Annotated in this window: 13 protein-coding genes and 1 pseudogene; 5 read left to right on the top strand and 9 right to left on the bottom strand. The window is 64.3% G+C overall.

What is annotated here, in order from left to right:
• Positions 1-181 precede the first annotated feature (181 nt).
• Positions 182-922 carry a class I SAM-dependent methyltransferase gene (locus EP007_RS16145; protein ID WP_128478795.1) on the top strand — a complete coding sequence of 247 codons (741 nt, stop codon included), beginning with the start codon at positions 182-184 and terminating at the stop codon, positions 920-922.
• A 1-nt stretch (position 923) separates the two neighbouring features.
• On the opposite strand, the gene EP007_RS16140 is transcribed toward EP007_RS16145, so the two are convergent.
• From EP007_RS16140 to EP007_RS16120, 5 genes are all read right to left on the bottom strand, one after another.
• A complete protein-coding gene (locus tag EP007_RS16140; protein WP_128478794.1) occupies positions 924-1,400 on the bottom strand; it encodes a cupin domain-containing protein in 477 nt (158 codons plus the stop codon).
• A gap of 94 nt (positions 1,401-1,494) precedes the next feature.
• Positions 1,495-2,463 (bottom strand): NAD-dependent epimerase/dehydratase family protein, encoded by a 969-nt coding sequence (locus EP007_RS16135; RefSeq protein WP_128478793.1) that lies wholly within the window; start codon positions 2,461-2,463, stop codon positions 1,495-1,497.
• Between the two features lie 434 nt (positions 2,464-2,897).
• Complete coding sequence (locus tag EP007_RS16130; RefSeq protein WP_128478792.1) at positions 2,898-4,163, bottom strand: cytochrome P450; 1,266 nt, start codon at positions 4,161-4,163, stop codon at positions 2,898-2,900.
• 77 nt (positions 4,164-4,240) lie between these two features.
• Positions 4,241-5,965, bottom strand: coding sequence for a thiamine pyrophosphate-binding protein (locus EP007_RS16125; RefSeq protein ID WP_128478791.1), 1,725 nt, complete (start codon positions 5,963-5,965; stop codon positions 4,241-4,243).
• A 95-nt stretch (positions 5,966-6,060) separates the two neighbouring features.
• The gene (locus EP007_RS16120) at positions 6,061-6,990 is read right to left on the bottom strand and encodes an NAD-dependent epimerase/dehydratase family protein (RefSeq protein ID WP_128478790.1); all 930 of its coding nucleotides are present in this window, start codon (positions 6,988-6,990) and stop codon (positions 6,061-6,063) included.
• Positions 6,991-7,154: 164 nt separating this feature from the next.
• Between EP007_RS16120 and EP007_RS16115 the strand changes: the two genes are divergently transcribed.
• Both EP007_RS16115 and EP007_RS16110 read left to right on the top strand, forming a co-directional pair.
• Entirely contained in the window at positions 7,155-7,616 is a 462-nt protein-coding gene (locus EP007_RS16115; protein WP_128478789.1) for a hypothetical protein, read from the top strand.
• 83 nt (positions 7,617-7,699) lie between these two features.
• Complete coding sequence (locus tag EP007_RS16110) at positions 7,700-9,376, top strand: gamma-glutamyltransferase family protein (RefSeq protein ID WP_128478788.1); 1,677 nt, start codon at positions 7,700-7,702, stop codon at positions 9,374-9,376.
• Positions 9,377-9,693: 317 nt separating this feature from the next.
• Here EP007_RS16110 and EP007_RS16105 read toward each other — a convergent pair whose 3' ends face one another.
• The 3 genes and pseudogenes from EP007_RS16105 to EP007_RS16095 form a co-directional block, all read right to left on the bottom strand.
• A complete protein-coding gene (locus EP007_RS16105; RefSeq protein WP_128478787.1) occupies positions 9,694-10,518 on the bottom strand; it encodes a hypothetical protein in 825 nt (274 codons plus the stop codon).
• A 327-nt stretch (positions 10,519-10,845) separates the two neighbouring features.
• Positions 10,846-11,325 (bottom strand): annotated as a pseudogene (locus EP007_RS16100) (halocyanin domain-containing protein); the annotation flags it as partial.
• Positions 11,326-11,328: 3 nt separating this feature from the next.
• Positions 11,329-12,468, bottom strand: a complete 1,140-nt coding sequence (locus tag EP007_RS16095; RefSeq protein WP_128478785.1) for a multicopper oxidase domain-containing protein — start codon at positions 12,466-12,468, stop codon at positions 11,329-11,331.
• Positions 12,469-12,649: 181 nt separating this feature from the next.
• Here EP007_RS16095 and EP007_RS16090 point away from each other — a divergent pair, with 181 nt between their 5' ends.
• Entirely contained in the window at positions 12,650-13,027 is a 378-nt protein-coding gene (locus EP007_RS16090) for a winged helix-turn-helix domain-containing protein (protein ID WP_128478784.1), read from the top strand.
• Complete coding sequence (locus EP007_RS16085; RefSeq protein ID WP_128478783.1) at positions 13,024-13,311, top strand: DUF7521 family protein; 288 nt, start codon at positions 13,024-13,026, stop codon at positions 13,309-13,311. The genes EP007_RS16090 and EP007_RS16085 overlap by 4 nt, the downstream gene beginning before the upstream one ends.
• A 66-nt stretch (positions 13,312-13,377) precedes the next feature.
• Here the strand turns inward: EP007_RS16085 and EP007_RS16080 are convergent, their stop codons facing one another.
• Positions 13,378-13,731 (bottom strand): hypothetical protein, encoded by a 354-nt coding sequence (locus EP007_RS16080; RefSeq protein ID WP_128478782.1) that lies wholly within the window; start codon positions 13,729-13,731, stop codon positions 13,378-13,380.
• Positions 13,732-13,987 lie beyond the last annotated feature (256 nt).

Here is a 13,987-nt window from a genome sequence, read left to right as displayed (position 1 = left end):
CGTCGAGACGGTTTTTCGGGCGCGAGCGGACTGACTCGTCTGCAAAACGACGGCTACGCCTACCTCCGGCCCTGACTGAGCGGCGGTCGTGCCTTGGCGTTTTTCACCGCTTACGCTCGCGCTCTACACACCGACCTGTTTAATTGACGCCTTTTTTACCATCTCACGCTAACACAATTCCATGAACGAGAATCTCTACGCCGAGTATCCTGAGACTTACGACGCACTCTACGCGTGGAAGGACTACGACGCCGAGGTCGAGTTCGTTCTCGACAGATTCGCGGAGCGTGACACCGACGACGCCGAGAGGTCCGAATTGGAATCCGGCCGAAAGCGCGCGCTCGTCGTCGGATGCGGTACCGGCGAACACAGCAAGCGACTCAGCGCCGAGGGCTTCGAAGTCGTCGGCGTGGACAAGTACCCCGCGATGGTCAAGCGCGCCCGCACAAAGTCTGACGCCGAGTTCCGCGTGGGCGAACTCCCGGACCTGCCCGTCGAGGGGTCGTTCGACCTCGTTTGGTTCCCCTTCACTGTCGTCCAGCATCTTGACGCCGACGCCGTCGCCGAAAGTCTGCGTGCGGCGGCCGATTATCTCGTTGACGGCGGCCTGCTCGTCTTCGACCAGTTCGCCACCGGCCAAGAGGGCACCGCTCCGCGACTCGTGACCTACGACGCCGACGATGGGACCTACGCCAGACTTACCGACGTTCACGAGACTGGCGACTCGACCTTCCGGTGGGACTCGCTGGTCTTCACGCCTGACGGCGAGTTCTTCGCGGACACCCACCGCCTCTACGACCACGACGAGTCGTACCTCGACGGCGTCTGTGCCGTGCTGGGCCTGTCAGTCGAACGCCACGGCTGGTACGACGAGGCGGCCGAACCGGACGAAGACGGGCGCACGGTCTTCGTCGCGCAGTAGCCTACCCCTGCGTCGTCCCGCACTCCGTGCAGGTCAACTCGAAGGACTCCTCCACGAACGCCATGTCGTGGGTCTTCTCGTCCTCGCACTCCGGGCAGTAGGCCCGCGACTGGAGTTCGTCCCAGTCGTGCATCGCGCCGGGCGCGCCGAGCGCCCATCCTTCGACGGTCGCCTCGCCGTCGTTGTACCCCTTCTGGAACTCGCCGGGCGGGAACCGAATCAACTCGCCCGCTTCCACGACGACCTCCTCGCGGTCCAGTCCGACCTCGAACGTCGCGGTTCCGGACTCGACGTAGAACACTTCCTCTTGGTCGTTGTGCCTGTGAAGGCCGCCCGAGAACGACTCCCCGGCTTCCAACTCGAAATAGTTCATGGCAAAGTGTTCGGTGCCGAGGACGCGCGAGACCGGCTTGCGAACGCTGTGGACCTTCATCGGGTTTCGCTCGTTGTCCACGGCGTCGATGGCGACTTTCTCCATGTCGGATACTTGTCGGACGCCGGGGGAAAAAGTTGTTCGAACGGGCGTTCGGTTTTCGAGAATTCCCACGGGTGTGACCAGTAGTAAGGAGGAACTACTCCAACGGCTCTAGCCCTTCCTCAGCACGGAGCGCGCCGATGTACTTCCGGAAGCCCGTTTCGAGGTCGTACTCCGGTTCGTAGCCCAAGTCTTCCTGCGCGCCGGTCATGTCCAACTTCTGGGTCCACGGGAGTTCGCCCTCGTCGCTGACCTCGATGTCGGCGTCGGGCACAATCGACCGGACGGTCTCGACGGCCTCCCGAATCGTGGCGACCTCGCCCCGGACGTTGTAGATGCGCTGGCGCAGGTCCTCCTCGGGCGCGAACGCCGCCTTCCGGAACGCTTGGGCGATGTCTTCGACGTACTGCCAGTCGATGACTTGGTCGCCGTACTCCACCGCGAACGACTCGCCGACCGCTGGCTTCTCCACGATGTCCGCGAGGAACGCCGACCCGCCGGTCTCGCGGTAGGGACCGTACGCGACGGTCGGGCGCAGGCCGACGTGCGAGACCTCGTGGTCCTCGAAGTACACCTTCGCCTGATGCTCGTTGTACTCCTTGGTCGCGCCGTAGAGCGTGTCGGGGTAGACCAAATCGTCTTCGTCCACCCACTCGTCGTCGTAGTTCGCTGGCGGGGCGTACACCGCCGCCGAGGACGCCCACGCCACGCGCTCGACTTGGTCGTCCAAGGTCCGGGCGGCCTCGAAGACGTTGTTCGTGCCCATGACGTTGACCTCGGCCGCGCCGCGAGGGTTGTCCCGCGCGAGGTTGGTCAGAAGCGCGGCGAGGTGGACGATTCGCGTCGCGCCCGACTCCCGGACCGCCCGAATTACGCTCGTTGGGTCCGTAATGTCGCCGCGCTCGACCGCCACGTCGTCGGCGACGCCCAACTTTTCCAGAATCCGGGTGTCGGTCGAGAGGTCGTAGGCCACCACGTCGTGGCCCGCCTCTACGAGGTCCTGTGCGACGTAGGAACCGATGAAACCGGTGCCGCCCGTGACGAGTACGGTCGCTGAGTCGGTCATCGCTCCCAAATGTGTCGGCAACCGTAAAAAAAGTACAGTACGCTAAGGGGTTGGATGGCCGGTTTTCCCCGCCGTTGCAGAGCTAACTTCAACTTATCGCCTCTACCTCGTGTGTTTTACTGGAGTTGTCGCCAGTCGTTCGTTAGGAACGTACCGCACGACAGTTACACCCGTTCAGATATATTATATAAGTAATATCAAATATAAATTGTTAAGTGCTATCACTACAGCGTTACTCATGGGTGTCGTTCACACGACTCACCCAGTGATTCACCATGTCGCTGAACCCACTTCAGATTTGCATCATCGAAATCAGTCCGTCACCGGGCGTCTGCCTGTAGACGGACTGACGACGCACTGCTCAGAACTCGCCGCGAGTTCCGAACCGACCACCGTTTCCTGCGCCGAATCCGGAAGTGAACACGACCGGCGAACTACGTTCGTTCGTCGTATCGAATCGGCAGTGACTCGACGCCGTAAATGAACGAACTCCGCGTCGGTTGGAGGTCGGCGTCGGACATTTTCACGTTCTCGACGCGCTCCAGCAGTTCCGTGAGCGCGATTTTCGCTTCCAGTCGCGCCAGCGGCGCGCCCAGACAGTAGTGAGTACCGTGGCCGAACCCGAGGTGCTGGTTCGGCGAGCGGTCGGGCCGGAACTCGTCGGCGTCCTCGAACTGCCGCTCGTCGCGGTTCGCCGACCCGAGCCAAACGACGATTCGGTCGCCCTCTTCGATGGTCTCGCCGCGCATCGTCACGTCCTCGGTTGCGATGCGGGTCATCGCCTGCACGGGCGACCGGTAGCGAAGAGTCTCTTCCAGCGCGCTCGTGAGCGCGCGCTCGTCGTCCCGCAGTCGGTCGAACAGATTGCCTTCGGCGTCGGCGAACGACCGGACTGCGTTCGCTATCAGGTTCGTCGTCGTGATGTTGCCCGCGACGAGCAGGAGGATGCACATGCCCAGCGCCTCCTCTTGGGAAAGCTGGCTCCCGTCGCTCAGTTCCGCGGTGGCGATTCGGGAGAGCAGGTCGTCTCGGGGGTTCTCTCGCCGGTCCGATATCATCTCGATGAAATACTGAGCCATCTCCATCTGGGCCTGCTGTTGGCGCTCGGCGTACTCGGCGTCGCCCTCGTCGTCGCTCGCGGCCGAGACGAGCGTGTCGGACCACTGCTTGAACCGGTCGCGCTCCTCGGCGGGAACGCCGAGCAGTTCCGCGATGACCGTCACCGGGAACGGGTACGCGAGATCGTCCACGATTTCCATCTCGCCGCTTTCGCTGTCGTCGCCGCCCTCGCGGCCGTCACCGAGGGCGTCGTCCAGTAGATCGCTCGCCAACTCTCGGAAGTGCGGTTCGCGCTCGCGGAGCGTCCGCGGTTGGAACTGGTCGTCCACGACGCTCCGGAGGTCGTCGTGGCGCGGTGGGTCCTGAAGCAGCATCGTGTCGAAGATGAGACCTTCGCCGGGGTTGTCCGGTTCCACGAAGTCGTCAGCGAGTCGCGGGTTCACCGAGAACGTCTCGTCGTCGTCCAGAATCCGCTTTACGTCCTCGTACCGGAATACGTCCCACGACTTGCGCTTGGCGTCGTACCTGACAGGATTCTCGTCGCGCATCTCTCGGTACCAGTCGAACGGTTCGAGCCACGACTCGCGGCTCGCTAACTCCTCGGGAAACGCCTGTAGGCCTTGCGGGTTGGCGGAACTCATACGCTTACCTAAGAACCTCTCCCGCTAAAGGGTCCGGATTAGACAGGGAAATGATATCTCTGGTCGCGGTCGCCGACCTACTCGTGAAGCCCGCCGACTTCCGCGTAGAACGACGACTGCAACTGCTCGGCCATGTCCTCCTCGCGGTCGATTCGCGCGTCGATAACCGTCGGCACGTCGGCGTCCTTCCCCTTGGCAAGCGCCTCGGCCAACTCGTCCGGCGTCGTCGCCCGAATCCCCTCCGCACCGAAGCCCTCCGCGACTTTCACGAAGTCGGTGTCGTGGAACTCGACGCCAGCGATGTCGCCCTCGGCGTCCTGCATCTGGCGCACCATTCCGAGGCTAGTGTCGTTTAGCACGACGAACGTCGGCGCGACCCCCTGCTCGACAGCGATTTCCACGCTGGTCATCGTCATCGTGAATCCGCCGTCGCCTGCGACGCCGATAACGTCCTTGTCGGTCGTGATGGCGGCCGAGACCGCGGCCGGGGTCGCCCACCCCATCCCGCCGACGCCGCCGGAGCCGAAGTAGGTCCGGATGCCCGGCGTCTGGAGGTAGTTCAGGAGCCAGAAGCGGTTGTTGCCCGAGTCGGCCGTGACGATGGTCTCCTCGTCCACGACGGTCTCGATTTCCTTCACCGCGCGCTGGGGTTTGATGGGCGCGCCGTCGTCCTCACACTCCGGCACGCGGAACGACTCGCGGGCCGACTCGGCGCGCTCGCTGGCCCAGTCGTCTCCCGCGCGCTCGTCGGCGTCCGCAGACGCCGACGAGCGCGCTTCCGCGAGTGCCCGCAGGCTCTCTTTCGCGTCGCCGATGAGTCCCACGTCCGCGGGGTACACCCACCCGGCGTTCCGGGTGTCGATGTCGGCGTGAACGATGGTCTGCTCGTCGGGCCTGATGAAACTCGGAGCCTGCCAGTTCGTGTCCATCGGATTCATCCGACAGCCAGCGACGAGCAGGGCGTCGGACTCGCTGACGACCTGATTCGCGCCCTCGTGGCCGAACGAGCCGATGACGCCGCCCGCGAGGTCGTGGGTCTCCGGAATCGTCGATTTCCCGAGGTAGGAAGTCACGACCACCGCGCCGTAGGTCTCGGCGACCTCCCGCAACTCGTCGTAGGCGTGGGCGGCGTGAATCCCGTTTCCGGCGATGACGACCGGGCGCTCGGCGTCGGCGAAGGCCTCGGCCGCTTGCGCTACGTCCTCGTCGGTCGGCGCGCTGTCCCAGTTGCGGACCTGCTCGTCGGCGTCCCAGACCGGCGGAATCGGGTCCTCGGGAACTTCCTCGGTGATGGCGTCGCCGTCGAGGATGACCGCCGTCGGGCCGGGTCGGCCCGCAGTGGCGTGTTTGAACGCCAACTGGACGCTCCGCAGGGTCTCGGTCGGCGAGCGCGGGAACCAGTGTTCTTTCGTCACAGCGTCCAAGATTTTGGGGAGGTCGAGACCGCCGTAGTCTCCGCGGGACTGCTGGTAGGGCGCGAGCGTCGAGTAGTTACCGCGCTCGCTGGCCTCCGTGAGGACGACCATCGGCGACGACGAGAGGCGGGCCTCCATCTGACCGATAGTGCCCAGACTACCTATCCACGGTCCCTGCCCGGCGAGGACGCCCGGATTCTGGGTCAGGCGGCCATACATCTCGGCCATGACGCTCCCCTCCCGCTCGTCGCGCGGCCGGACGACCTCGATGTCGGCGTCGGGGAGTTCGTCCAGCAGTTCGATAACCCGACCGCCGGGGTAGCCGAAGACGCACTCGACGCCGAGGGCTTCGAGGTCGGCGACGAGCGCCTCGTTGGTGTCGGTCATGGAACGAAATGACTCCGGGCGGAGACTTTGTTCTGTCGCTCCTCGAAGGTGTGTGGTGTTCGTGACGACGACCGCGAAAAGTCGGTGAGTGTCCGTCAGGCCAACTCGTCGTACAACTGCTCGGCCGCGGTCCGGACCGCTTGTGCGCTCTCGCGCTCGGGCGACCAGCCGATTGCGCTGGCCTTCTCGATGGAGAGGCGCATCTTCGGCACGTCGCCGGTCCAGCCCCGGTCGCCGCCGGTGTACTCGTACTCGGGGTCACAGCCGACCACGTCGCTGACCAGTTCGGCGATGCGCGTCACCGAGATGGTCGTCCGCGTGCCGAGGTTGTAGATGTTCGTCGGGTCGTCGGTGTTCTCCACGACGTGTTCCATCCCGGCCACGCAGTCCTCGACGTGGAGGTAGGACTTCTCTTGGCGACCGTCGCCCAGAATTTCGAGGGAGTGGGGGTCGTCGAGCAACTTCTCGATGAAGTCCGAGATGACGTTGTTGCGCTGGTGGGGTCCGACGACGTTCGAGAACCGGAACAGCCACGTCGTGAAGTCGTGCGAATGGGCGTACGTCGAGAGCAGGCCCTCGCCAGCCAGTTTACTCGCGCCGTAGGTGCTGACGGGTTCGAGCGGCGCGAAGTCCTCTGGCGTCGGGCGGGGCGCTTCGCCGTACACCGCCGACGAGGAGGCGAACGCGATTTTCGAGAGACCGACCTCGTCCATGCGTTCGAGAATGTTGTAGAGCATCGCGTTGTTGTGCTCGAAGACCCGCCGGTGGTCACCCCGGTTCACGTCCGAGAGCGCCCCGAGGTGGAAGATAACGTCGAGATCTCCGGTGACGACCTCGGCCACGTCGTCGGGGTCGGTGAGGTCGCACTCGGCGAATGCCGCCGACTCGGGCACCCACTCGCGGTTGCCCTTCGAACAGTTGTCGGCGACGAGTACGTCGTTGTCCGCGGCGAGCGACTCGGTGAGGTGGGTGCCGATGAGTCCGGCACCGCCGGTGACGAGGACCGACTTCCCTGATAACTCCATGCCGGAGATAGCGACAGAGCGACGGATATATCTTTACCTTCGGGGTTTCTGCGGTGCGTTTGGTACTTTTTCTCTCGGTTCGAATCCGGGCCGCTCTCCGCTCGCGGGGTCGGTCCCGATGCCGAACCGACCCTTTTTCGACCTCGACCCCCGACTTACCGACGATGACTGCCATCTCCGACGCGCTCCCCGACGGCGAAACCGTCCGCGAGCGCCTGTCGCTACGGACCGGCGGGTCGGTCGCGCTTACCGGCGACTCCCTGCTGGTCGTCACCGGCGAGTCGTCGGGCGACCCCGACCTGACTCGGGTCGCGCTCGACGACGTGGTCGAAGTGACCGTCGAGAAATTCGACTACTTTCTTGCCGTCCTGAGCATCCTGCTGGTCAGTTACGGTCTCTACTCGGTCCCGAAGAGCGCGCTCCTCGGGGCCGCGTTCGCGGTGTTCGGGACCGCTAGCCTCTACTGGACGTACCGCAAGCGCGGGAAGGCCCGCATCAAGGTCGAAGGGCGCGCGAAGCCTATCTCCGTCTTCCCGGCCGACACCGAGGCGTTCACCGACGCGCTCCGGTCGCTGTTGGACCTGGAGTCGGGCGAGTCGGCGACCGGAGGCGCCGAGTCCGAGTAACTTCTCCCCGTCCTTTCCGGTCCCGCGCTTCCTCCCCTGCCCCTTCCCCGTCGTTTTTGACCCCTGCCACGCAAACCCCTGCCATGACCGACCCGGACCCCGACCGCTTCGCGTCCAGACGCTCGACAGTGTACGCGCCCAACGGCGTCGTCGCCACCAGCCAACCGCTCGCGGCCGAAGCGGGCGTCGAACTGCTCCGCGAGGGCGGCAACGCCTTCGACGCCGCGGTGGCTACCGCCGCCGCGCTTAACGTCGTGGAACCGACGAGTACCGGTCTCGGCGGCGACGTGTTCGCGCTTTACCGGACCGCCGACGGCGAGGTCGGCGGGATGCGCTCCTGCGGGGGCGCGCCCGCCGAGGCGACCATCGAGAACGTCCGCGCGGCGCTGGAAGACGACCCCGACTCCGCGGACTACTACCCCGAGTCGCGGGGCTACGCGACCGACGCCGACGAGGACGCCGGAATGCCCTTCCTCGGTCCCCACGCGGTCACGGTGCCCGGCACGGCTCGCGGGTGGGAAGCCACGGTCGAGGAACTGGGGAACCGCTCGCTCGCGGACGCGCTCGGTCCGGCCATCGAGTACGCGACCGAGGGGTATCCCGTGTCGGAGATTATCGCCTCCCACTGGACCGGCGCGGAGGAGTTGTTCACCGACGACCACGCCCGCGAGGCCTTCCTGAAGCAGGGCCGCGCGCCGGAGGTCGGCGAGCGCATGACTCTGGCGCGACTCGGCGAATCGATGCGAAAGATAGCCCAGCAGGGCGCGGACGTGGTGTACGAGGGCGACATCGCGGAGGAAATCGCCAGCGAAGTGCAGGCGAAGGGCGGGTTTATGACCGTCGAGGACCTCGCGGACTTCGAACCGGAGTTCGTCGAACCGGTCTCGACGACCTACAACGGCGCGGAAATCTACGAACTCCCGCCGAACAATCAGGGTCTCATCGCGCTCGAAGCCCTGAACATCGCCGAGGAAATCGGCGCGGGCGACTACCCCATCGACTCGCCCGAGCGCGTCCACTACTTCGCGGAGGCGACCAAGCGCGCGTTCCACGACGGCCACCGCTACATCACCGACCCCGAGTACGAGGAAATTCCGCCGCTGGCGTCCGAGTCGTGGGCCGAATCTCGCGCGGAGGGAATCGGCGAGACGGCCGACCACGAGGTGACCTTCGGCGTTCCGGATTCGCACGCCGAGGACGCCGACACGGTCTTGCTCACCGTCGCCGACGACGAGGGGAACGTCGTCTCGTTCATCAACTCCCGATTCGCCGGGTTCGGGTCGGGACTCGTCGCTGGCGACACCGGAATCGCGCTCCAGAACCGCGGGGCCTCCTTCTCGCTGGACCCCGACCACCCCAACAGCCTCGAACCGGGCAAGCGACCGTTCCACACCCTGATTCCGGGTCTCGCCAAGTTCGGGGCGGACGACTGGGCCGCCTTCGGCGTGATGGGCGGGTACATGCAACCGCAGGGTCACGTCCAAGTGATATCGAATATTGTGGATTACGACATGCCCCTGCAGGCCGCGCTGGACCACCCGCGCTGGCGCTACCGCGAGTCCGGCGAGTTGGCCGTCGAGGGACGACTGGACGGCGCTACCCAGTCGAAACTCGCCCGGAAGGGCCACGACGTGCGCGTCCTCCCGCCAGTGATGTTCGGCGGTGCCCAACTCACCCGAGTGCAGGGTCTCGACGCCGGAGACCCCGTTATCTCGGGGGCGACCGAACCTCGGAAGGACGGGAACGCGACGGGCTACTGACCGGCCGGGGTGCGCTCGGTGTGTCGGTTTCGAGACGCGCTAAGTGGTCCTCTCAGAAGGCGCGTGCGGGCGCGACGCGGTGTGCGTCGCGCCTATCCGCGCGAGGGCTGAGCATCGGCGCGAACGAAGTGAGCGAGAAGCGCAGGCGGTTGGGGAGGGTGAGGCTGATGCGGTGCCGTGCGGCTAGCGGTATGATTTGCTCAAGCCTGAAGCTAGCTTCCTACTTGTTCTTACGACCATCTCGGCTACGCGACCGACTTTTTGGGGCGGTAGCTAGCTCTTCTCGTAGAAGTGGAACGGTCGTGCCCCCATAAACCTCACTCTACTCCCTCCTGACTTTCTCGCTGGTCTCTTTCTTCTTGTCGCTTCGGTGACGTTCCGATACGCGTCCGAACCATTTCCCTGACCTTCCGCGGCCCGACGAGTGCGATAATAACGCCCAGAATGGTAAAAAGGGTCCCGAGAACGAGGAGAATCAGTTCGAGGTACTTCCGCAGAAACTCTTCTCCTGCGACGATGCCAGCGTCCAGCGCACAGGACGGCGGACACTCGACTCGCAATTGTGCGATTTCGGACACAGTATGATTCGATGTATTTCCAGCGATAGAGAAGTCGTAATCGACTTCCGTGATTATCTCTCTCTTTCCCGTCTCCGGCACGTCCGAAACGACGACCGTGTACTGCACGACCTCGCCCGGTTCTATCTCCTCTAACGCGAACCCATGTCCCCATCTTTTGCCGCCGTCCCAAGAGCTATCTAACGGTTTCATTCCGATTCGATTATCGGTCGGAATCAGCAGGCTCGGACCGATGGCAGACATGTTGTCTTCCTCACTCCCGTCGTGCTCAATGTATACTATCACGTTCCTCATCGCTTGGTCGTGCTGGGCCGGATTAGCGATACAGATCACAAATAGCTCGCTCTCGCCGCGGACGACCTGACGCTCCTGCGGCGCGATGCTGAGTTGCAGAATCGGAACCCCTTGCTTCGACGGTGAAGAGGCCACACCCGTGACCGATTCACCGCATGTTTCGTCGGTTTCGGAGCCGATTTCCGGCGTCGCGCTCGCGGTCCCCGTCGTTCCGAGCGCGGCGACGACCAAGAGCGTAACGAGCGCCGCCGACAGTCGTTTTCGAGTCATTTGTTCACCCAACTTACCAACTACCACTGTTCCTGACGAGTATCTAATCACTAGTTCGTGGCACTAGTCTCGCTGAGAAATCAGGCGGTCTCGATTGATACATCGCGGAAATCGTCGAATCGACCGACGAGATAGCGAATTGTGCGGAGAGAAATCGAGAAGGTCGCCGACCGACCCACGAACCAAACTGACGCCGACCGAACCCTATCGACCGCGGAGGTCGCCGTCGGGGTCACGCCCGAACAGCACCGCCGCGAACGCGAGCGGCGAGAGCAGGGCGATTAGGATGCTCCCGCCGACGGCGTACTCGTTGGCTGACAGGGAGACGCCGCCGGATTCGCTAGCCCCGGACGCCGCCTCGCTTCCGACGACGACTGCGCCCTTCATACCCATGACCTTGTGGGGCGTACAGACGTATTTCGTGACGCCCTCCTCCTCGAAGGTCTGCTCGAAGGTGTGGCCTTGGTCGCCGGACATCTCGCTCTCGAACGACCCGTCGTCGGCCGAGACGTTGTGCGAGCCGCCGTTACCGGTCCACTCCCAGACGACCGTCGTGCCGGGGTCCACCCGGACCGCGGCGGGACCGAACGCGAACGCGCCGTCGTTACCTTCCGCGCCGACCTCTATCGTCACCTCCGACTTCCCGGTCTCGTCCACGATGCCGTCATAGTTCGAGACGCCCTCGAACCACGATTCGAGACCCGAGTTGGCGGTCGCCGACCCCGCCAGTCCGGTCCCAGCGGCGGTGGTCGCGGTCATCGCAGCCAGTCCTCGCATCGCGTCGCGTCGTGACAGATCTTGTGTCATAGCTTATCCCTCGTATCCGGCGTATTCCATCAGTTGCTTGAAGATGTCGGTGTCCATCGCCTCCTCGTAGACGACGCCGCTGAGCATCCCGCCGGGGTAGCTCCGGCCGTTCATGACGTGGTTGACCTTGTGGCAGTGCATCAGGTAGATGCCGGGGTCGGCGTTGGCATCGAACTCGATGGTGTGGCGCTCGGCGGGCGCGATGTTGGTCACGTCCTCGCCGTGCTGTGCGGCCTCCGGAATCGTGCCGCCGTCCTTCTCGACCTTCCGGAAGCGGTGGTTGTGGATGTGCATCGGGTGGGACATGTAGCCCGCGTTGACCATGTGGAGTCGGACCGTCTCGCCCTGCTTGACGATAATCGGCGACCCGTCCTTGGGGTGGAGCGTCCGGGGCGCGGACTTCCCGTTGATGGTGAACACGTCGGGGTTGCGCTTGCGGGGATTGTAGCTCGCGCTCTCGCCAGCCATCATCCGGGAGAGCGACGAATCCCATTCCCGGATGGTCATGAAGTGTTCCTTGTCGGCGGGTTCGTACCCCTTCGGGTCCACGCGCAGGATGCCGAACATGCCCATCTCGATGTGGCGGGGCGTCTGGAAGTGACAGTGATAGAGGTGGGTGCCGGGGACGTTCGCAGGTACCTGATACGTGTGTTTCTCCCCAGCCTCGACCGTGATGCCGGTCGTCGTGGGCACGCCGTCGTTTTTCCACGTCTTCTGGACGCCGTGGAAGTGGACGGTGTGGGGCCGCTTGCCGTCGGTGTTGTCGAGCGTGACCTCCATATCCTCGCCCTCGGTCGTCCGGAGGATGGGTCCGGGGACGCTCGGGGCGCGGTCGTCGGCCTGGAACGCCCAGACCCGCGGGAGTTGGACGGGACCGCCCATCGTGTCGAGGGGGTGGACCTCGTGTCTGGCGGGCGCGGACTTGAGCGTGACTTTACCGCCTTGTTCGTCAACGTTCACTACTTCGGGGGGACTCGTGGTAGGCAGAGAGTTCTGAGAGTTCATGGCCTGCTGTTGGGTCGTCTTGGGGTCCTGACTGCTCGGTGCGGTACAACCGGCAGTGGCGGCCACGCCGCCAGCACCGGTCGCTTTCAGAAAGTCGCGTCGAGACGGGCCGTCGCCGGGTGCGCCGATGTCGGTCATTGTTACAGTTGCGACTTAGAACGACTACTTAAAGAGCGCCGGAGGTGATTCCCAACGGCTGGGACGGGAATCGAACGTGTTCGGTATGAGGTGAGTTCTCACCTCTCGGGAATACGTTCTAGAGCGCCCGCACCACCGAAGTCGAACCAATTATGTAGCGCCTTTGGAAACGTTCGACTAGATGGTTCGAGACCCGGCGGGTATCGAGGACGCCCCCGATCTCCAAACGCTCCTCGACGCGCTCGACGACCCGGACTGCCGGGCCATCGTCAAACGAATCGACGAACCGATGACCGCGAGCGAAATCTCGGACGCGACCGACATCCCGCTCTCGACGGTGTACCGGAAACTCGAGATGCTGACCGAGGCGTCGCTGCTCTCGGAACTCACCGAGGTCCGGAGCGACGGCCACCACACGACGCGCTACGACCTCGATTTCGAGGACGTGAACCTCTCGCTCACCGAGGACGACGAGTTCGACGTGACCGTCACCCGGCCGTCGCGGAGCGCCGAGGAACGCCTCGCGGACATGTGGTCGGAGGTACGAAAAGAAACATGACCGAATATCTGACCTTCGTAACGTCGCTGGTAGTGGCGCTCAAGACCCTCACGCTCTCGCTCGGCGGACTCATCACCTTCTTCGCGTTCAAGGCGTACCGCCGAACCGACTCCCCGGCGCTCCGGGCGCTCGCGCTCGGGTTCGGCGTCGTCACGCTCGGGGCGTTTCTGGCGGGCATCGCCGACCAAATCGTCGGCATCGAGCGCGAGGCGGTCCTCATCATCGAGAGCACGCTGACCGCGGTCGGATTCGGCGTCATCACCTACTCGCTGTACGTCGAGTAGCGCTTGTTCCCCGGCGATTTCTCCCGATTCGACCTCCGCGAACTCTCCTCACTCGACCCCCGCGACTCATCCGAACAGCTCCGACTCCTCGTAGAAGAGATAGAGAGCGAGACCGATGAACGCGACGCTGACTGCGCCCGTCAGCAGACCCATCTCCCGATACGCCATCCCGCCGAGTAACCAGAGGACCCCGAGCGTGGCGACGTACACTGCCGCGAGCAGGTAGACCATCGCGCGCCAGTACCCCGTGAAGAACAGCAGCACGCCGACAACGAACAACGCCGCCACGATGAAGAACTGCTGTTCGTCGCCCACGACCCCGAGGTAGACGTGGATGCCCGCGAGGACAACCGCCAGTACCGCGGCGAGCCAGTCGAACACCGTCTCTCGCTCGCCGTGTCGCACACGTCCGATACTCATGCGTACAGTACGGCCCGACCCGTAAAGTGTTCATTCCCCGCTCACACCGTCGCGCTCCGGTCGGCGACCACCGTGCGCCCGCCGCCCGCCAGCGCGACGACGGTCACTGTCGCCCGGAGTCGGGCGCGCTATCGCTCGACGGCCGGTACGGCGTCGCCGTAGGCAGTTCTTTCTGTGGACGAGGCGACGTTCAGGTTACGCTAGATTTCCGATTCTCTTAGCGCGCTCATCTCAAACACGGGATACGAACGCTCGT

This window comes from Halorussus pelagicus, from assembly GCF_004087835.1.
Taxonomy (GTDB): domain Archaea; phylum Halobacteriota; class Halobacteria; order Halobacteriales; family Haladaptataceae; genus Halorussus; species Halorussus pelagicus.
Note: the sequence above shows the minus strand (reverse complement) of the source record. Positions and strands in the feature narration are given on the sequence as shown.